18 protein-coding genes are annotated in these 17,896 nt (G+C 63.4%); 13 read left to right on the top strand and 5 right to left on the bottom strand.

Going from position 1 to position 17,896, the window contains the following annotated elements; translation table 11 throughout:
* Nucleotides 1-132: 132 nt before the first annotated feature.
* Nucleotides 133-1,299: a cysteine desulfurase family protein gene (locus ACFPWW_RS00740; protein ID WP_112757677.1), complete on the bottom strand. Its 1,167-nt coding sequence runs from the start codon at nucleotides 1,297-1,299 to the stop codon at nucleotides 133-135.
* Nucleotides 1,300-1,516: 217 nt separating this feature from the next.
* Here ACFPWW_RS00740 and ACFPWW_RS00735 point away from each other — a divergent pair, with 217 nt between their 5' ends.
* Genes ACFPWW_RS00735 through ACFPWW_RS00725 form a run of 3 tightly spaced genes read left to right on the top strand, consistent with a single transcriptional unit; the run spans nucleotide 1,517 to nucleotide 2,827 of the window.
* Nucleotides 1,517-2,194, top strand: coding sequence for an alpha/beta hydrolase (locus tag ACFPWW_RS00735; RefSeq protein ID WP_112567656.1), 678 nt, complete (start codon nucleotides 1,517-1,519; stop codon nucleotides 2,192-2,194).
* A 4-nt stretch (nucleotides 2,195-2,198) separates the two neighbouring features.
* A complete protein-coding gene (locus ACFPWW_RS00730) occupies nucleotides 2,199-2,624 on the top strand; it encodes a putative toxin-antitoxin system toxin component, PIN family (RefSeq protein ID WP_377309894.1) in 426 nt (141 codons plus the stop codon).
* Nucleotides 2,621-2,827 (top strand): hypothetical protein, encoded by a 207-nt coding sequence (locus ACFPWW_RS00725; RefSeq protein WP_112567654.1) that lies wholly within the window; start codon nucleotides 2,621-2,623, stop codon nucleotides 2,825-2,827. The genes ACFPWW_RS00730 and ACFPWW_RS00725 overlap by 4 nt, the downstream gene beginning before the upstream one ends.
* 19 nt (nucleotides 2,828-2,846) lie before the next feature.
* On the opposite strand, the gene ACFPWW_RS00720 is transcribed toward ACFPWW_RS00725, so the two are convergent.
* A complete protein-coding gene (locus tag ACFPWW_RS00720; protein WP_377309892.1) occupies nucleotides 2,847-3,965 on the bottom strand; it encodes an anhydro-N-acetylmuramic acid kinase in 1,119 nt (372 codons plus the stop codon).
* Nucleotides 3,966-4,086: 121 nt separating this feature from the next.
* Between ACFPWW_RS00720 and tyrS the strand changes: the two genes are divergently transcribed.
* Nucleotides 4,087-5,343: a tyrosine--tRNA ligase gene (gene tyrS / locus ACFPWW_RS00715; protein WP_112567650.1), complete on the top strand. Its 1,257-nt coding sequence runs from the start codon at nucleotides 4,087-4,089 to the stop codon at nucleotides 5,341-5,343.
* A 165-nt stretch (nucleotides 5,344-5,508) separates the two neighbouring features.
* Here the strand turns inward: tyrS and ACFPWW_RS00710 are convergent, their stop codons facing one another.
* On the bottom strand, nucleotides 5,509-8,901 hold the full coding sequence (locus ACFPWW_RS00710) for a DUF3971 domain-containing protein (protein WP_377309890.1): 3,393 nt from the start codon (nucleotides 8,899-8,901) through the stop codon (nucleotides 5,509-5,511).
* 119 nt (nucleotides 8,902-9,020) lie between these two features.
* Between ACFPWW_RS00710 and ACFPWW_RS00705 the strand changes: the two genes are divergently transcribed.
* The 5 genes from ACFPWW_RS00705 to ACFPWW_RS00685 all read left to right on the top strand — a co-directional run bounded on the left by ACFPWW_RS00705 (nucleotide 9,021) and on the right by ACFPWW_RS00685 (nucleotide 13,828).
* Nucleotides 9,021-9,494 (top strand): peroxiredoxin, encoded by a 474-nt coding sequence (locus ACFPWW_RS00705; RefSeq protein ID WP_112757669.1) that lies wholly within the window; start codon nucleotides 9,021-9,023, stop codon nucleotides 9,492-9,494.
* Nucleotides 9,491-10,309: a ferritin-like domain-containing protein gene (locus ACFPWW_RS00700; RefSeq protein WP_112757667.1), complete on the top strand. Its 819-nt coding sequence runs from the start codon at nucleotides 9,491-9,493 to the stop codon at nucleotides 10,307-10,309. The genes ACFPWW_RS00705 and ACFPWW_RS00700 overlap by 4 nt, the downstream gene beginning before the upstream one ends.
* Nucleotides 10,310-10,415: 106 nt before the next feature.
* Nucleotides 10,416-11,750, top strand: coding sequence for a peptidoglycan DD-metalloendopeptidase family protein (locus ACFPWW_RS00695; RefSeq protein WP_112756414.1), 1,335 nt, complete (start codon nucleotides 10,416-10,418; stop codon nucleotides 11,748-11,750).
* 156 nt (nucleotides 11,751-11,906) lie between these two features.
* A complete protein-coding gene (locus ACFPWW_RS00690; RefSeq protein WP_112567640.1) occupies nucleotides 11,907-13,397 on the top strand; it encodes a DEAD/DEAH box helicase in 1,491 nt (496 codons plus the stop codon).
* A gap of 8 nt (nucleotides 13,398-13,405) precedes the next feature.
* Nucleotides 13,406-13,828, top strand: coding sequence for an NUDIX domain-containing protein (locus ACFPWW_RS00685; protein ID WP_112567638.1), 423 nt, complete (start codon nucleotides 13,406-13,408; stop codon nucleotides 13,826-13,828).
* Here the strand turns inward: ACFPWW_RS00685 and ACFPWW_RS00680 are convergent, their stop codons facing one another.
* The gene (locus tag ACFPWW_RS00680; protein ID WP_112547728.1) at nucleotides 13,829-14,146 is read right to left on the bottom strand and encodes a TfoX/Sxy family protein; all 318 of its coding nucleotides are present in this window, start codon (nucleotides 14,144-14,146) and stop codon (nucleotides 13,829-13,831) included.
* A 10-nt stretch (nucleotides 14,147-14,156) separates the two neighbouring features.
* Complete coding sequence (locus tag ACFPWW_RS00675; RefSeq protein WP_112567636.1) at nucleotides 14,157-14,651, bottom strand: flavin reductase; 495 nt, start codon at nucleotides 14,649-14,651, stop codon at nucleotides 14,157-14,159.
* 172 nt (nucleotides 14,652-14,823) lie between these two features.
* Between ACFPWW_RS00675 and ACFPWW_RS00670 the strand changes: the two genes are divergently transcribed.
* Genes ACFPWW_RS00670 through ACFPWW_RS00655 form a run of 4 tightly spaced genes read left to right on the top strand, consistent with a single transcriptional unit; the run spans nucleotide 14,824 to nucleotide 17,863 of the window.
* On the top strand, nucleotides 14,824-15,906 hold the full coding sequence (locus ACFPWW_RS00670; RefSeq protein WP_377309884.1) for an ABC transporter substrate-binding protein: 1,083 nt from the start codon (nucleotides 14,824-14,826) through the stop codon (nucleotides 15,904-15,906).
* 59 nt (nucleotides 15,907-15,965) lie between these two features.
* Nucleotides 15,966-16,643 (top strand): ribulose-phosphate 3-epimerase, encoded by a 678-nt coding sequence (gene rpe, locus ACFPWW_RS00665; RefSeq protein ID WP_112567632.1) that lies wholly within the window; start codon nucleotides 15,966-15,968, stop codon nucleotides 16,641-16,643.
* Nucleotides 16,644-17,375: a DUF2259 domain-containing protein gene (locus ACFPWW_RS00660; protein WP_377309883.1), complete on the top strand. Its 732-nt coding sequence runs from the start codon at nucleotides 16,644-16,646 to the stop codon at nucleotides 17,373-17,375.
* 2 nt (nucleotides 17,376-17,377) lie between these two features.
* Complete coding sequence (locus tag ACFPWW_RS00655; protein ID WP_112705286.1) at nucleotides 17,378-17,863, top strand: hypothetical protein; 486 nt, start codon at nucleotides 17,378-17,380, stop codon at nucleotides 17,861-17,863.
* Nucleotides 17,864-17,896 lie beyond the last annotated feature (33 nt).

Genomic DNA, 17,896 nt, shown 5'->3' with positions numbered 1-17,896 from the left:
TCTCGCCGGAGAAAAGGTCCGGCAGCTTGTCGTGCGGGCAATTTTCTTTTGCCCCTGATATAAGCGGCCAAAAGAGACTTTTCAGCCCAATTGGCAAGCGGAAATTTTCGTTTCCGCAAGTTTGTGAGGCGTTCAGGCCGCCTCGCCCGCCGGCTTTCGCCGGGAGGCTATTTTCGCAAAGGCGGCAATGGCCCTGTCCACGTCTTCCTCCGTGGTCGAAAAGCCGAGCGACATGCGCAAGGCTCCGAGCTTCGGATCGCGGCCCATCGCCGTCAGCACATGGCTTTCGCCGACCTTGCCGGAGGAGCAGGCAGAGCCCGCCGAAAGGGCGACGCCCTCGAGGTCGAAGGCGATCTGCCCGGTCTCCGCCTTCAGGCAGGGAAGCGTGAAGAAGATGGTATTGGCAACACGCGGACCGCCGGCGCCGTGGATGATGACATCGGGTGCGGCCGCCCGCATGCCGGCTTCCAGCCGGTCGCGAAGGGCGGCAATGCCGGCATTGCGCTCTTCAAGGTTCTGCAGCACGGCTTCTGCCGCAGCGCCGAAGCCGATCAGCGCCAGCGAATTCTGTGTCCCCGAACGGTGACCCTTCTCCTGGCCGCCGCCGCGGATCAGGGCCTTCGGCATCAGCGCTTCGCCGCGGGCGATCAAGGCGCCTGCGCCCTTCGGCCCGCCGATCTTGTGGGAGGAAACGATCATGAAATCCGCGCCGATGCGCTCGATCTCGATCGGCAGGCGGCCGGCCGCCTGCACGGCATCGACGACGAAAAGCCCGCCATGAGCGCGCACGATCCGGCCCGCCTCTTCCACCGGCTGGACGATGCCCGTCTCGTTGTTGACGAACATGATCGCCACCATCGGCAAGCCGCTCGTCTTGTCGTGGGCGTCGAGAAGGGCCGAAAGCGCGGCGAGATCGACAATGCCGGCATCCGTCACCGGGATTTCCGTTGTCTTGTCCTTCGGGAAGCGCCCGCCTTCGCGCACCGCCAGATGCTCGACGGCGGAATGATAGAGGCGGCCGAGCTTCAGCGGCGTGCGCCCCATGCTGAAATCCGGCGTCAGCACCATATTGGCGGCTTCCGTGGCGCCGCTGGTGAAGATCACGTTGGCGGGGTCGGCCCCGGCCAGCAAAGCCACCTTGCGGCGTGCGCCTTCAATGGCGGCGCGGGCCGCGCGGCCTTCGCCATGCACGGAATTGGGATTGCCGAAAACATCGACGGCACGCATGATCGCGTCACGCGCTGCAGGGTGCATCGGCGATGTTGCGTTCCAATCGAGATAAAGGCGTGGCGGCGCCATTGTCTTCGGTCCTGCGCTTGACGAGCTTGCTTCGGGCGCGGCGGTGCATTTTTCTTGAAATTTCCGCCGGGCTTGCCTTATGACACGTTCCACGCTGCGTGGATCGCCATGCAAGTTTCGAATTGTTCTAAACTGCGTTTTAGAAAAGCTGACAACCGTCGTCAAGTCATGTTGTCGCCAAACGTAGCGTGGACGCGAAATAAAACCCGGAGTACCGATGCCCGAAGTCATTTTCAACGGCCCTGCCGGCCGTCTTGAAGGCCGCTACCAGCCCTCCAAGGAAAAAAGCGCACCGATCGCCGTCATTCTGCACCCGCATCCGCAGTTTGGTGGCACGATGAACAACCAGATCGTCTACCAGCTCTTCTACATGTTCCAGAAGCGTGGTTTTACGACGCTGCGCTTCAATTTCCGGGGCATCGGCCGCAGCCAGGGCGAATTCGACCACGGCGCGGGCGAGCTTTCGGACGCCGCCTCGGCGCTCGACTGGGTTCAGGGCCTGCACCCTGATTCGAAGACCTGCTGGGTCGCCGGTTATTCCTTCGGCGCCTGGATCGGCATGCAGCTCCTGATGCGCCGTCCGGAAATCGAAGGCTTCATGTCGATCGCGCCGCAGCCGAACACCTACGACTTCTCGTTCCTGGCGCCCTGCCCGTCCTCCGGCCTGATCATCAATGGCGAGGCCGACAAGGTCGCGCCCGAAAAGGACGTCAACGGCCTCGTCGAGAAGCTGAAGACCCAGAAGGGCATTCTCATCACCCATCGCACCGTGCCGAACGCCAACCACTTCTTCAACGGTCAGGTCGAAACGCTGATGGCCGAATGCGAGGATTACCTCGACCGCCGCCTCAACGGCGAACTGGTGCCGGAACCGGCAGCCAAGCGCATCAGGTGATTTCTTGGTACGTCTCGTGGTGGATACGAACGTTTTGATAAGCGCTTGTATCGGCCGCGGGGCGGCGTCACGCGTTATAGAGGCTTGTCTCGAAGACCGCGTCATACCCTGTATTTCCGGGCCGCTGCTGCTGGAATATCGCGATGTTATCGGCCGTGACGAGATTTTCCGTGCGGCCCGATTGAACGCAAGTGAGCGGACGTTCCTGCTTGATGTGTTCGTTTCCAAATGCAGGTTTAGCATTCTGCACTTCAAATGGCGGCCCAATCTTGCCGATGAAGGCGACAATCACCTTGTCGAATTGGCAATCGCGGCGAACGCGCATATTATCGTCACATCGAACATACGGGATTTTTCCAGATCGGAGCTCAAATTTCCGCATTTGGTCGTGCAGACGCCTGAGCTTTTCATGGAAAGGTTGCAGCAATGAGCGCAATTACAATCGAGCTTTCCGAAAGCATTCGCGAAAAGATCGAATTTATCGCAACCGAGAAGGGGCTGCGAAGCGAAACATTGCTGGAACACATGGCCGAAGACCTGGTTCAGCAATTCGAAGCGATCAAACTCTACCAGGAGATGGCCGAGCGTGGTCGCGGCCGTGAAAAGGAAGCTCTTGAGCTTCTAAGGCGTTGAATAACGGCTTCTTTGCGTTTCAAGGCTCCGCCAGAATGCCGCCACTGACCGGCTGGCTGACCCCCGTCGTGCCGGGATAGGTCAGCGGCAGTCCTTCCAGCGACCGCACCGCCAGATAGGCCCAGGCCTCCGCCTCCATCGCGTCGCCGTCGAAGCCGGCCTGTTCGGCGCTCATGACGGTGGAGCCCTTCCTTCCGGCCAGTTCGGCAAACTCCGCCATGATCGCGCCGTTCAGCCGCCCGCCGCCGCAGACGATGTAGACGGACGGGCTCTCGGGCAGGTAGGCGGCCGATTTGATGATCGAGGCAGCCGCCACATGGGCCAGCGTACGTGCGCCGTCCTCGAGGCTCGCCTCGCCGTCGCCGAGCGGCTTGAAGTCGCCCCGGTCGAGCGAGCGGCGGATATTGCCCTCGAAGAACGGGCTGTCGAGATAGCGGGCGGCAATATCGGCCACCACCTGCCCGCGCCCGGCGATCTCGCCGCCGGGATCGTAGATCTTGCCGGTCTGCATCTCCACCCACTGGTCGATCAGCGTATTGCCGGGGCCGCTGTCGAAAGCGGCGATGCGGCCTTCCGCGCCGATATAGGTAAGGTTGGAAATGCCGCCGATATTGACGAAGCAGACGCTTTGCCCGTCTTTCTGGAAGCGGCCGGCAAGGGCTGCATGATAGGCCGGCACCAGCGGTGCGCCCTGCCCGCCATGCGCCATGTCGTTGGCGCGCATGTCGTAGACGACGGGAATGCCTGTGCGTTCGGCCAGAAGCGCGCCGTCGCCGATCTGGATCGTCAGCGCATCGTCGGGCCGGTGCAGCACGGTCTGACCGTGGAAACCGAGCACGTCGATCTCGCGGCTGCCGAGGCCGAATTTCTCGAGAAATGCCGTAACGGCATCTGCATGACGTTCAGTGAGTTCGGCCTCGATCTCGCGCAGTTCGTCCGGCCGTGCCGTGCGATCGGTGAGCGGCCGCGCCAATTCCAGCGCCCGTTTCAGCCGCTCGCGAAAGCCGCCGTCATAGACCACGCCGAGAAACGGCCCGCGCTCGATGAAGCCTCGCCCGTCTGTCCGCAGAAGCGCCACATCGATGCCGTCCATCGAGGTGCCGCTCATCAAGCCGATCGCAGTCCTGACGATATCCATTGCGCCGCGCGCCTTTCATGCGATTCCCGGATGCACTTTTGCAAAAACAGTGCTAAACGCGCCGCGACGGTTCAACAAGCGTCAATCCCAATTCCCGTTCGACGTTCAAGAGACGAAACCCATGTCGCAGTTCAAGTCCGATTTCCTCCGCACGCTGCAAGAGCGCGGCTTCATTCATCAGATTTCCGATGAAAGCGGCCTCGACGATCTCTTCGCCAAGGAAACCGTGACGGCCTATATCGGCTTCGATCCGACCGCGCCCAGCCTGCATGCCGGATCGCTCATCCAGATCATGATGCTGCACTGGATGCAGAAGACCGGCCATCGCGCCATCTCGCTGATGGGCGGCGGCACCGGCATGGTCGGCGATCCCTCCTTCAAGGAGGAGGCGCGCCAGCTGATGACGGTCGATACGATCGAGGGCAACATCGCCTCCATCAAGCGCGTCTTCTCGAACTACCTGAATTACGGCGATGGTCCGAAGGACGCGCTGATGATCAACAATGCCGAATGGCTGCGCTCGCTGAACTATCTCGAGTTCCTGCGCGATGTCGGCAAGCATTTCTCGGTCAACCGCATGCTGTCCTTCGACAGCGTCAAGACGCGCCTCGACCGCGAGCAGTCGCTCTCCTTCCTGGAATTCAACTACATGATCCTCCAGGCCTACGATTTCGTCGAGCTCGCCAAGCGTTACGACTGCCGCCTGCAGATGGGCGGTTCGGACCAGTGGGGCAATATCGTCAACGGCATCGACCTCGGTCACCGCATGGGGACAAAGCAGCTCTACGCGCTGACCTCGCCGCTCCTGACCACCTCGTCCGGCGCCAAGATGGGCAAGTCGGCCACGGGTGCGGTCTGGCTGAACGCCGACATGCTCTCGGCCTATGATTTCTGGCAGTACTGGCGCAACACCGAGGATGCCGACGTCTCGCGCTTCCTGAAGCTCTACACGACGCTGCCGATGGACGAGATCGCCCGCCTTTCCGCGCTCGGCGGTTCCGAGATCAACGAGGTCAAGAAGATCCTGGCGACCGAAGTCACCGCGATCCTGCACGGCCGTGAAGCCGCCGAACAGGCGGCCGAAACGGCGCGCAAGACCTTCGAGGAAGGCGGCCTGTCGGAAAACCTGCCGTCGGTCGAGGTCCCTGCCTCCGAACTCGACGCCGGCATCGGCCTGCTCTCGCTGATCGTGCGCGCCGGTCTTGCCGCCTCGAACGGCGAAGCCCGCCGCCACGTCCAGGGCGGCGCCGTGCGCATCAACGATCAGGCCGTCAGCGACGAACGCAAGATGATCGGCAGCGGCGAGATTACCGCCGACGGCGTCATCAAGCTGTCGCTTGGCAAGAAGAAGCACATCCTGATCCGCCGCGCGGCCTGATCTGCGCGGACAAGATGAAATCGCAAAGCCGGCCGTCGCGCCGGCTTTTTCTTTGCGGACAAGCCTCGTCTTTTACTCGGCGTCATCCTCGGCCTTGCGCCGAGGATGTGCTCGGCTGATTTTGCCGGCAGTTTGAAGCAGGCGCCTGTCTCGGCTTTCCCATGCTCATTGGAATTCGAAGATCTGGCGGAAGACGCCCGGCGCGATCACCGAGAGCGGATTGATCTGCAGGTTCGGCTGGTCGAACTTGCCGGTCAGCTTGAAGGTGATGCCGATCAGCCCGCGGTCCGAACCGTTGCCGAGGATGACGCCGATCAGCGGCAGTTCGGCAAACAGCCGGTTCAGCCCGTAGGCCGGCATGAAGGTGCCGGTCAGGTCCATTCTGCCCTTCGCGTCGCGTACCACGCCCTGGAACGTGGCGCCGATCTGGTCGCCGCGCAGCACGCCGTTTTCGATGGAGACCGCCCCGCCGCGCGAGACGATGCGCGCAAAGCCGCGCTGGAAGCGCTGCGAGGACGTGTCGATATCGCGCTTGACGGCTTCGCTGAGGCTGCGCTGGTCCGATCCGACCGGCGTCGAGACGATGGAACGCAGGCGCTGCTCGTTGACGATCGAGAAGCGGCGCACGTCGAGCGAGCCGTCCCAGCCGCTGCCGGCACCGAGGCGGATCGAAAGATTGAGCAGGCCGCCCTGCATATGCTGGTAGAGATCCGCGAAACGCGAAACGGAGCCGGCATCGCCGCTGGTGATGTTGATGACGCCGCCGCCCTGCATCTGGCTGACGACCGCCTCGCCGCTATCGGTGACGCCGGAGAAGTTCAGCGCCTGCAGCCGGCTGCCGCTCAAGGCGATCTGCGCCTGGAAATTGCCGATCTTCTCGTCGTTGAAGCCGATAATGTTCTGCAGTTTGGCCTTGACGGTCACGCTGCTGTTGTCGCTGCCGTCGCTATCGCTGTCCGAATCCGATTTCAGCCGGGCGATGATCGGGCGCGCGTCGGCGCTGGCGCCGGAGACGGAAATATCGAAACCGCCCTTGTTGCGCCTCAGCGAGAGACCGAAATCATCGACGGAGGACAGTTTCACGCTGTCGAAATCGGCCGATATCAGGCCGTTCTTGCCGATCACGAGCGCGCCCGTCGCGCCGAAGCCGTCCCCCTTGAGGCGGAAATTCTTCACCTGCGTATTGTCGGCCGGGCCGGAAACCTCGAATTCGGCATCGGCGGGAATGCCGACGCCCTTGGACCAGCCGATCCAGGGCAGATCGAGCGAGGCCTTGCCGAGATCGAGCTGCACGTCCTGCCGGTCCTCGTCGAGCCGCGTCAGCACCAGCTTGACGCTGCCCCCGAGGATGCCGGACAGGCCAGGCAGCAGCCTGTCGCGCTGGTCGCCGTTCAGCGTTGCCGTGATCACGCGCTGCGGCTCGATGCCGGAGGATTTTTCGACGGGTTCCAGCATGTCGATATCGGCGGTAACGCCGTCGATATCGGCCTTGCCCTTGACTTTCACCTGCTGCGGATCGGCATCCAGCGTGCCGTCGAGATTGGTGATCGCGCGCCCCGAAAACGGCTTGGCAAGCGCGACATCGGTAAGCTTCATCTGCGCGTGCCACTCGGGCGACGGCGGGTTCTGCGAGGACAGAAGTCCGAAATGCGCCTGCACATGCGCGTCGATATTGCCCTTGAGGTCATCCGGCGTGAAACCCGCGCGCTGCAGCACCTTGATCGGCTTGTAGGTCAACAGCTCGCCCACCGCATCGGCCGAACCCGAAACGGAAATGTCGATATCGGCCATCAGCGGCTTGTCGTAGACGGACGGCATCACGAAAGTGCCCGGCTGCAGCGCGACCGAACGACCCGACGAGAAATAGGAGGTGCCGCTCTTCAGCGAAATCGTCGCTTTTCCGCCCGTCAGGTCGAAATGCGCCGCGGTGTCGCGCACCGGCGGTATTTCGCCGGCGACGTTCATGCGCGTTCCGTCTATGTCGAAGGCGATGCGCAGCTGGTTTTCGTCGAGCCGCAGCCCGCGCCCGCCCGCGGCCTCGTCCAGGCGCCCCGCCGGAATGAAGACCGAAATGGACGCGTCGCTGACCGTGCCGCCGAACAGGTTCGCAAGCACCCAGACCCGCGCCTTGGACGCCATCCAGAAGGGCCAGAGCTGCTTGACCGCCGTCGTCTGCATCCGCTGCGACTTGCCGGCAAAACTGATCTCCGGCGATTTGTCGTTCAGCTTGATATGCAGCGCCCCGTAAAGGGAGCCGAGCGGCGAGGACGCGACCATGTTGGCGAACTGGAATTCGCGGCCGGCAACGAGATAGCGCCCGGTCGCCTGCAGATCGAAGGACAGCGGCTGCTCGCCGGAATTGGGGGCGGCGGTGCCGCCGCTGATCAGCGCATCGATGCCGAACCCCTTGCCCGCATCGGGATCGAGCTTGTCGAGATCGATGACGGCGCCGGTCAACGGCAGAATGGTGGCGCCGAGCTGCAGCTGCGATCTGGCGATCTCCAGCGTCTGCTTGTCGAAGTCATAGCCGAGGTTGATTTGCCCGTCCGTCAGCTCCTGGGAATCGCCGTCGACGTAAATCAGCCCCGGATCGAGCTTGAGAGCGGCGTTGAGCGACGGCTTGACGCCATCGGCGGCCCTGACGGCGGAAATGGTGAGGTCGCCGAAGGCGTTGAGGCCCTGGCGGATCTCGCCCTGTTCGTTGCGCTTCAGCGCAAAGGGCGTCAGGTCGGCATGCGACAATGTGGCGACGAGCCGGGATGCGCGCCCGCCCGCCTGCTCCGTGATCACGTTGAGATCGGCCGCCTCGCCGTTGATGGAAATCTGGCCGCTGAGCTGCAGCGCGTTCGGCCCGGCATGTTCGAAGGCGAGATTGTCGACGACCAGCGAAAGCGGCCCGTTTGCCGTATCGGCGAGCTTGATGTCGATGCCGGAGATGCGCACCGAATCGGTCGCGCCGCGCTCGACGAAGGCTTCGAACAGGTCGAGATGCGAGAAGATCGACTCCATCGCCGCCGGGATCGCATCGACGCGCAGGTCGTCGAGCTTGACGGGAGCGCCCGACGGAAGCAGCGACGTGTCGAGCGCGATATCGTCGGCTTCGACGGACGATATGGCGATGCGGCCGCGGAAGAGCTGCAGCGGATCGAGCGCCATGCGCATGGAGGCTGTGGTGGAAAGATGCTGGCCGCTCTGCTGGTCGATCATGTTGACGTCGCGCGCTTCGAGCGCCAGCCTGAAACCGGAGGTGAAGCGGATGACGGTGGAGCCGACTTCGGCGCGGTAGCGCGGTCCGAGCGCGCCGTTCAGCGCCGATTGCGCCTGCTGCGACAGCGGCGCGTCGATAATCCCGCTTTCGATGGTAAAGACGATCGCCGCCAGGATGAACAGGATCACCGCGCAGAAGCCGCCGGTGGCCCTTGCGGTGCCGCGCATGCGCGAGCGTGGCGGCGGGCAATGCACGATGAGCGGGTCCTCCACCTGGGCGGAGGGCAGGTTGTGCAATGCGACGATGTCCTTCTTGCGAAACGTGACTTTTTCGCCGCGGATGGCTGACATGCGCCTTGGGAAACTCCTGAATCTGATCTGAATGACTCTGGGCGGGACGCCGTTTCGTCCACTATATACCCTGTCTGATATAGTATCTCTCCTAAACCCGGCAAAAGAAAGTTTTGAGAATGTCCGCTCCCGGTATTGGCTCTGCCGCTCCCGATTTCAGCCTGCCCCGCGATGGCGGCGGGCGCATTTCGCTCTCGGATTTCCATGGAAAGCCGGTGGTCCTGTTCTTCTATCCCAAGGACGACACGACGGGCTGCACGACCGAATCGCTTGACTTTACAGCCCTTGCCGATGAGTTCGCCGCCGCAGGTGCCGCCGTCGTCGGCATGTCGCCCGATTCTGCCGCCTGCCACGACCGTTTCATCAGGAAGCACAAGCTGACGGTGGCGCTCGCCTCCGACGAGGAAAAGACCACGCTGCAGGCCTATGGCGTGTGGAAGGAGAAGAAGATGTACGGCCGCACCTTCATGGGCGTCGAACGCACCACCTTCCTGATCCGCAGGGACGGCACGATTGCCACCATCTGGCAGAAGGTCAGGGTGGCGGGCCACGCCGCAACGGTGCTCGAAGCCGTCAGGAACCTCGCCGCGTGACGTCCATCACCTCGCTGCGCGGCGGCGCGATCGATGCGATCCGCTCGGCCGATCTCGACCGCAAGACGGAACTCGCCCAGGAGAGCGCAAACAGGTGGTTCGCGCGGCGCATCTCGCTGCGCTCGCCGCTGGACGCGCCCCTGCCCGAGCGTCCCGGCCGGCCGGAAAAGCCGCTGCTGGTGCCGCCGACCCAGGTCGAGAAGCGCTCGCTGCACACCGTGCCCGGCCGCATCGCGCTTCTGCACGCAATTGCCCATATCGAGCTCAACGCCGTCGATCTGGCGCTTGATATCGTTGCGCGGTTCGCCTCCGCCCATGTGCCGAATTCCTTCTTCGACGGCTGGATGCAGGTGGCCTTCGAAGAGGCCAAGCATTTCCGCATGGTGCGCAAGCGGCTCAACGATCTCGGCGCCGATTACGGCGATCTGCCCGCCCATGACGGCCTCTGGCAGGCCGCGCACTCGACCCGCAACGACCTGACGGCGCGCCTTGCCGTCGTGCCGCTGATTCTCGAAGCGCGCGGCCTCGATGTGACGCCGGCCCTGCAGGCGAAAATGCGCGAGACCGGCGATCTCGAAAGCGCCGCCGTTCTCGACGTGATCTACAATGACGAAAAGGGCCACGTCGCCGTCGGCGCCAAATGGTTCCGCTTCCTCTGCGCGCGCGAGAAGCGCGATCCGGCGCGCACGTTCCAGGAGCTGGTGCGCGCCAATTTCCGCGGTCCGCTGAAGGCGCCCTTCAACGATGTGGCGCGCGCCGAAGCCGGCCTGACGCCCTCTTTCTATCGTTCGCTGACATCGACCAGCCAGAGCTGAACGGCAAGCTTCGACAAGGGCGCGTAAACCGACCGTTAACCATAAATGTATGTAATCGTTTCCCAATGAGGCGGGCGCTGAAAAGCGAATCTTTGGGGGACCCTCCGTGACGAGCGGGCATCACAGTCGGGTATTCGGCAAGAGGGCACAGGAACACATCCTCATTCTCGCGAGCGGCGACAAGGTGCGCCACATGACGGTGAAGCCGTGGATGGCGGCGCTGGCCTTCTGCTTCGTGGGCGTCTTCTCGATCGGCTACCTGCTCGCCACCTCCTACCTCGTGCTGCGCGACGATCTGATCGGCGCCACCATGGCCCGGCAGGCCCGCATGCAGCACGATTACGAGGACCGTATCGCCGCCTTGCGCGCCCAGGTCGACCGCATCACCTCCCGCCAGCTTCTCGATCAGCAGGTGGTCGAGGACAAGGTGGACAAGCTGATGGAACAGCAGATGGCGCTGACGTCGCGCCACGGGAAGCTCGACAACCTTCTCGACCGTGCCGAAAGCTCCGGCCTGACGGGCAAGGACGCCGCCGCGGCGGATGCGCAGGCGCAGTCCCCGGCGCAATCCTATGCGCCCGAGATGAAGGACAAGCATGCGTCGCTGAGCGGCGGCGCCGAGGCCATCGGAAAGCTTCTGGCCGGCGACAGCCAGCCGGCCGATGCCGGGGCGCCCGACAATTCCACCCTCGCCTACGTCCCGTCGGAAGAAACCGTCGGCGATCGCGCCGACCGCATCTTTTCCAAGGTCACGCTGTCGCTGAAGGCTGTCGAGCAGGACCAGAAGAACCGCATCGACCAGCTGACGAGCGATGCCGGCAATGCCGCCGATACGATCGAAGGCGTGCTCGACCGCTTCCATATTTCCGTTCCGGCCGAGGCGGTCGCCGCAAAACAGGGCGAGGACAGCGCCGTCGGCGGCCCCTATGTGGAGCCTGAAAGCAACGACGATTTCAACAATTCGCTGGCCCAGCTCGACAGCGCGCTGACGCGCCTGGAGGCCGTGCGCAGCACCGCCGAATCCCTGCCCTTCCGCAATCCGGCCATCGGCAAGGAAATCACCAGCCCCTTCGGCAACCGGCGCGATCCGTTCCTCGGCCGGCTGGCGCTGCATTCCGGCATCGATTTCCGCTTTTCGCCCGGCGAACGAATCCGGCCGACCGCGCCCGGCAAGGTGATCGCCGCCGGCTGGACGGGCGGCTACGGCAACATGGTCGAGGTCGATCACGGCAACGGCATTTCGACGCGCTACGGCCACATGTCGGAAATCCTGGTCAAGGTCGGCGACACGGTGGACCGCAGCGATGTGATCGGGCTGGCCGGCAGCACCGGCCGCTCCACCGGCACGCACCTGCACTATGAAGTGCGCCAGGATGGACATGCCGTCGATCCGATCTATTTCATGAATGCCGGCCTTAAACTTGCCACTTATATAAAATAGCCGGATCGGAGTAACGAACGCTTCACCTCGCTCCCAGGGGTGGAGGCGCTATTCCTTGACTTGCCGGCCGTTTCGGACTATGTCGCCCAGCATTGCGGCATGCAATCCCGCCGACTCGCCAGAGACCGGCCGAACGGAACGGAAACAGTTTTCCCTTTGACGACATTTGCTGAACTTGGTTTGAGCCCCAAAGTGCTCTCCGCTGTTACCGATGCGGGCTATACGACCCCCACTCCCATTCAGGCCGGGGCAATTCCCTTCGCGCTCGAGCGCCGCGATATTTGCGGCATCGCGCAGACCGGCACCGGCAAGACGGCATCTTTCGTTCTTCCCATGCTGTCGCTTCTGGAAAAGGGCCGCGCCCGCGCCCGTATGCCGCGCACGCTGATCCTGGAGCCGACCCGCGAACTGGCCGCCCAGGTTGCCGAAAACTTCGAGAAATACGGCAAGAACCACCGCCTCAACGTCGCCCTCCTCATCGGCGGCGTTTCCTTCGAGGAACAGGACCGCAAGCTGGAGCGCGGCGCGGACGTTCTGATCTGCACCCCCGGCCGCCTTCTCGACCATTTCGAGCGCGGCAAGCTCTTGATGAGCGGCGTCGAAATCCTCGTCATCGACGAAGCCGACCGCATGCTCGACATGGGCTTCATCCCCGATATCGAGCGCATCGCCAAGCTTATCCCCTTCACCCGCCAGACGCTGTTCTTCTCGGCCACCATGCCGCCGGAAATCCAGAAGCTCGCGGACCGCTTCCTGCAGAACCCGGAACGCATCGAGGTCGCCAAGCCGGCTTCGGCTTCCAAGACCATCACCCAGCGTTTCGTCGCCTCGCATGGCAAGGATTACGAGAAGCGCGCCGTGCTGCGCGATCTCATCCGCGCCCAGGAAGACCTCAAGAACGCGATCATCTTCTGCAACCGCAAGAAGGACGTCGCCGAACTCTTCCGGTCGCTCGACCGCCACGGCTTCTCCGTCGGCGCGCTGCACGGCGACATGGACCAGCGCTCGCGCATGACCATGCTTGCCAACTTCAAGGACGGCAACATCAAGCTGCTCGTTGCCTCCGACGTCGCCGCCCGCGGCCTCGATATTCCCGATGTCAGCCACGTCTTCAATTTCGACGTGCCGATCCATTCGGAAGACTATGTTCACCGCATCGGCCGCACCGGCCGTGCCGGCCGCTCCGGCGCTTCCTTCACCATCGTCACCCGCCATGACCAGAAATATGCCGACGCGATCGAAAAGCTGATCGGCGAAAAGGTCGAATGGCTGAACGGCGATCTCTCCGCCCTGCCGCCGGCCGAAGAAAGCCGCGACAGCGAGCGTTCTCCCCGTCGCGGCAAGGGTCGCGAGCGGGACAAGGATCGCGGCCGCGACCGCCGGTCTTCGAGTCATAAATCTGATATCAACGCCGAAGATAATGGTGGCGTAGTCGTGGAAGCAGCAGCAAAGGCCGACAGCGTGAAGAACGAGCGCAAAGCAGAACAGAAGCCGCAGAACAATGCGCGCGGCAATCGGCCCTATCCCGCCAACGACGACAATCGCGAGCGCCGCCGCCACCGCGATCACGACGACGGCCCGACGCCGGTCGGATTCGGTGACGATATCCCTGCCTTCATGCTGATCGCGGCAAACGCCAAGGTCTGAGACCCTCGATGGGCAAGCCCGGCATCGATTTCCCCGGCCTCGGCGTAGGCCTGGTGATTTTGCGCGACGGCAAGATCCTTCTCTACAAGCGTATGCGTCCGCCCGAAGCCGGCTACTGGAATATCGTCGGCGGCAAGGTCGATCATATGGAGCCGGCCGAGGAAGCCGCGCGCCGCGAGGCGGAAGAAGAAACCGGCCTCACCATCGGCCGTGTCGAGCCGATCGGCTCGACCGAGCAGATCATCGAGGCCGACCGCCAGCACTGGATTTCCCTTCTCTATATCGCCCGCGACGTCACGGGCGAACCGAAGCTGACGGAACCGGACAAGCTTTCGGATTTCGGCTGGTTCGGCCTTGCCGACCTGCCCGAGCCGCTATCGGCTTTCACCAGGGCTGCGCTGTCGGCGCTTCCGCCCGGCGCGTTGCGCTGATCACTCGGCCCGCAATGCGGCTTCATAGGCAAGCCGCACCCAGCGCGCCATGACGTCCGGGTCGTCATAGGCCTCGTCGGGAATGCTCCAGTAGGGCATCTTCACCGGCGCGCCTTTCTTCCCCTCGTAGAACCACTGGCTGGCACCTGCCGCGGCAAATTCGGGCGCGCTCTCCTCGTCGGCCTTCAGCAGGATTTCGTCGCGCACTTCGAGCGCCAGAATGCGGCCGAGATGGTAGATGCCCTTGCCGCCGAACATGCGCTTGATGGTGACGGGTCCAAGCGACTGAAACATTTCCTCGATGCCGGCATTGTCCATGGTCTGTCGCCTATATCGAATGGTAGCCGCGGTGCAGGTAGAGAAGCGCCGGATGGACTTCGGTGAAGCGCACGGCGGCGACCTCGCCGAAGATGACATTGTGGGTCGGCATTTCCTTGATGTCCGTTACCCGGCAGTCGAAAACCGCAAGCGCATCGGCAAGCACGGGCGCGCCGGTTGCCAGCGTTTCGAAACGGGCGCTTTGGAAACGCTCCTCGTTTTCCAGATGCGTACGGCCCGAAAAGGCGTCGGCAACGTCCTGATGGTGGGCGCCGAGCGAGTTCAGCGCGAATATGCCGCTGCGCCAGAAAATCTCGTTCTTCACGTTGGTATTGTTGAGGCAGACGAGAACGGAAGCCGGATTGTCGGACACCGAACAGGCGGCCGTGATGGTAACGCCGCGCCGGGCCTGGCCGAGCGCCGTCGTCACGAGCTGCACATGGCCGGCGTAGCGGCTCATGGCATCGCGATAGAGGCCGGGATCGATATGCTGCCTGTTCAACACGTGCTTCTCCGCAATCCGCTTCTTGTTCTTGTTATTTCACCAATATGGCGGGCATCGGTTACCTTTTCTACAATAGCGCCCGCTAAAAGCTGCAGAACGCGCTTGTTTTTCTTTGACGATTGCCGCCGTGCGGATAAAAGGGCATGGACCAGACGAGAGACCTGCACCTTTCATGACGAGCCTGCGTGTCATAGCCGCCCTCCTGACGCTGATGGCGTTGACGGCCGAAAGCCGCGCGGCCGGCGTGACGATCGGCGTCGTGGCGCCGCAGGAAGGCACCTTCGCCTCGCTCGGCGCCCAGATCTCCGCCGGCGCGGGCTTCCAGATCCGGCAGGCGGGCGACACGCTCGTTGCCGTCAACGAAACCTGCCAGGACAATAGCGGCCAGGCGATCGCCGATGCGCTGATCGCCGCCAAGGTGCAGATCGCCATCGGCTTCCTCTGCAGCGAAACGCTGGAAGGCGCGCTGCCGAAGCTGAAGGACGCCAATATTCCCGTCATCACCGTGTCGGTGCGCTCGCGCATCCTGATGGAAGATTCGCTGAAGAACGGCTGGCCCCTCTTCCGCCTGGGGCCGCAGGACAGCGATGAAGCGGCCCGGATCATCCAGATCATCCTGCAGCAATGGACGGCGTCCCCGATCGCCCTTGTCGAGGACGGCACGATCCACGGCCGCGAACTGACGGAGGCCGTGCGCAACGCGCTGGAGGAAAACGGCCTGAAGCCCGTCTTCACCGATACCTACCGGCCGGGACAGGATCAGCAGGTCGGCCTCGTGCGGCGCCTGAAGCGGGCCGGCGCCACCAAGGTCTTCATCGGCGGCGACAGGAACGATGTCGCCACCATCGCCCGCGACGCCGAGGCCGAGAACATCCAGCTCGACATTCTGGGCGGCGACGCGATGCGCGCGGCAAACGAGCCGCTGGCGCTGATGGACGGCGTGCGCGCCGTCGCCATTCCCGAATATGCGCTTCTGCCGGCGGCGGCGGCAAGCGTCGAGGCGCTGCGCGCGGCCGGAGCCGAGCCGGAAGGTTATGTGCTGCCGGCGGCCGCAGCCGCGCTGATTGCCGATCAGGCCGTGCAGGCCGCCGCGGCCGAGGGCAAGCCGGTGGCCGAAAAGCTGATCGGCACGCAATTCGATACGCCGATCGGTCCGGTCACGTTCACGCCGGCTCATGAACTGGCGCAAAATCCCTATCGTCTTCTCGAATGGCGCGACGGTGCTTTCGTCCCGTCCGCCGACGGGACGGACTGACCTGTTGTATATGCCGTGAGGCGGCATGCCGCTGCCGGCTGAGATGGAGACCGAGACCCATGACGACACTGCCCATCCGCATCGCCCCGTCGATCCTGGCGGCTGATTTTGCAAAGCTCGGCGAGGAAGTGCGCAACGTCACCGCGGCCGGCGCCGACTGGATCCACCTCGACGTCATGGACGGGCATTTCGTGCCGAACATTTCCTTCGGCCCCGATGTCATCAAGTCGCTGCGCTCCTATACGGACGCGACCTTCGACTGCCATCTGATGATCTCGCCGGCCGATCCCTACCTGGAGGCTTTCGCCAAGGCCGGTTGCGACCGCATCACCGTCCATGCCGAGGCCGGACCGCACCTGCATCGCTCGCTGCAGACCATCCGCCATCTCGGCAAGAAGGTCGGCGTCACGCTCAATCCGGCCACGCCGCTCTCGGTGATCGAGAACGTGCTTGACGATATCGACCTCATTCTCATTATGTCCGTCAACCCCGGTTTCGGCGGCCAGAAATTCATTCCGGCAATGACAGGCAAGATCGCAGCGGCGAAGTCACTTATCGGTGATCGCCCGATCGAGCTTGAGGTGGACGGCGGCGTGACGGTTGATACCGCGCCTGCCGTTGCAAAGGCCGGCGGCAATGTGCTTGTCGCCGGATCGGCAATTTTCAAGGGCGACACCGTCGAGGCCTATCGCCAGGCGATATCGGCCCTTCGCAACGCGGCTGAGGGAGCTCGCTAGATGACGAAGCGCATGTTCATGGGCGGGTTTCTTGCCGCCGTGCTGACCGGCATGGCCGCAACGGCCCATGCCGGCGATATCGCCAATATTCAGCCTGTCGGCTTTTCCGCCGACGGCAAGGTCTTTGCCTTCCAGGAATTCGGCATGAAGGACGGCAAGGTCCCCTATTCGGACACCTATTTCATCGATACCGACACGGGCGCCGATCTCGAGGGCACGCCCTTTCATCTGGAGCTGACGGACAAGGACGCCAATCTCTCCAAGGCGCGCCGCCAGAACCTGACGGCTGCCCGCCAGCAGATGGACAAATACGACCTTCTGACCAATCCCGGCCTGATCGCGGCCTTCAATCCGCCGACCGAACTCGGCTCGCCGATGAAGACGATCCGCTATACGACGCTTGCCACGGACGGGCCGGCACGCGGCGCCTATACGCTGCTGCTCGGCGATGCGCAGGTCGCCGCCCCCGACGCCTGCAAGGGCATGAACAACCGTGCCGTCGGCTTCACGCTGCAGCTCATCGAAAAGGACGGCGCGCCGAACCGCCAGCTCGTCCATGAGGACAAGGCCATTCCGGCCGAGCGCGGCTGCGCGGTGGAATATCGCATGGGCGGCGCCCTCGTCTATCAGCCGGAATCGGGCAAGCCTGTCCATATCGCCCTCGTCCTGGCGCTGAGCGCGTCTCCCGACGGCCGCAACGGCCGCTGGATCGCCGTTCCGGTTCACCCCTGAGAATGAACCGTCTGCGGGCGGCATGGCCGTCCTTTCCGGAACTTTTCGTCGGCGCCCCGCTCTGGGGCGTCCTGATGCTGATCTCGGCGATATCGGGCCTCTACCTGCGCAATCGCCTGGAGACGAGCCACGTCCTCGATCTCGCCATCCTTTATTTCGGTGGCGGCCTGCTTTCCTGGCCCTTCAACCTGCTGGTCGGGCGCTATCTGGCGCTCGGCCATCGGGTGGAAGCGCGTTTTGCCGCCTTCTTCCTGGCGTTGACGGCAGGCACGGTGCTGATGACGGCCTTTCTCTTCGCCATGGATTACCGGATTTTCTATTCCCGCTGGCACGCGCCGTTCGGTTCCTTCATCTGGATGCTGCAATTCATCTTCACCAGCGTCAGCGCCGTTTATCAGTTCCTCGTCATCGGTCTCGGGCTGTTCCTGCCCATCGGCCTTGTCTGCCTGCTTGCCACCAGTCTGGCTCTTGCCAAACGCATGCGTTGAGATTGCCGGCCGTCTTTGCTACAGGGGCGGCAG

This window comes from Rhizobium sp. GCM10022189, assembly GCF_042656325.1.
GTDB lineage: Bacteria > Pseudomonadota > Alphaproteobacteria > Rhizobiales > Rhizobiaceae > Rhizobium.
This window is presented reverse-complemented; position numbering and strand designations above follow the sequence as displayed.

Bases quoted from the DNA above. Each gene is read 5' to 3' on its own strand.
- ACFPWW_RS00740 (WP_112757677.1), bottom strand. From the start codon at position 1,299: ATGGCGCCGCCACGCCTTTATCTCGATTGGAACGCAACATCGCCGATG.
- ACFPWW_RS00735 (WP_112567656.1), top strand. From the start codon at position 1,517: ATGCCCGAAGTCATTTTCAACGGCCCTGCCGGCCGTCTTGAAGGCCGC.
- ACFPWW_RS00725 (WP_112567654.1), top strand. From the start codon at position 2,621: ATGAGCGCAATTACAATCGAGCTTTCCGAAAGCATTCGCGAAAAGATC.
- ACFPWW_RS00720 (WP_377309892.1), bottom strand. From the start codon at position 3,965: ATGGATATCGTCAGGACTGCGATCGGCTTGATGAGCGGCACCTCGATG.
- tyrS (WP_112567650.1), top strand. From the start codon at position 4,087: ATGTCGCAGTTCAAGTCCGATTTCCTCCGCACGCTGCAAGAGCGCGGC.
- ACFPWW_RS00710 (WP_377309890.1), bottom strand. From the start codon at position 8,901: ATGTCAGCCATCCGCGGCGAAAAAGTCACGTTTCGCAAGAAGGACATC.
- ACFPWW_RS00705 (WP_112757669.1), top strand. From the start codon at position 9,021: ATGTCCGCTCCCGGTATTGGCTCTGCCGCTCCCGATTTCAGCCTGCCC.
- ACFPWW_RS00685 (WP_112567638.1), top strand. From the start codon at position 13,406: ATGGGCAAGCCCGGCATCGATTTCCCCGGCCTCGGCGTAGGCCTGGTG.
- ACFPWW_RS00680 (WP_112547728.1), bottom strand. From the start codon at position 14,146: ATGGACAATGCCGGCATCGAGGAAATGTTTCAGTCGCTTGGACCCGTC.
- ACFPWW_RS00670 (WP_377309884.1), top strand. From the start codon at position 14,824: ATGACGAGCCTGCGTGTCATAGCCGCCCTCCTGACGCTGATGGCGTTG.
- rpe (WP_112567632.1), top strand. From the start codon at position 15,966: ATGACGACACTGCCCATCCGCATCGCCCCGTCGATCCTGGCGGCTGAT.
- ACFPWW_RS00660 (WP_377309883.1), top strand. From the start codon at position 16,644: ATGACGAAGCGCATGTTCATGGGCGGGTTTCTTGCCGCCGTGCTGACC.
- ACFPWW_RS00655 (WP_112705286.1), top strand. From the start codon at position 17,378: ATGAACCGTCTGCGGGCGGCATGGCCGTCCTTTCCGGAACTTTTCGTC.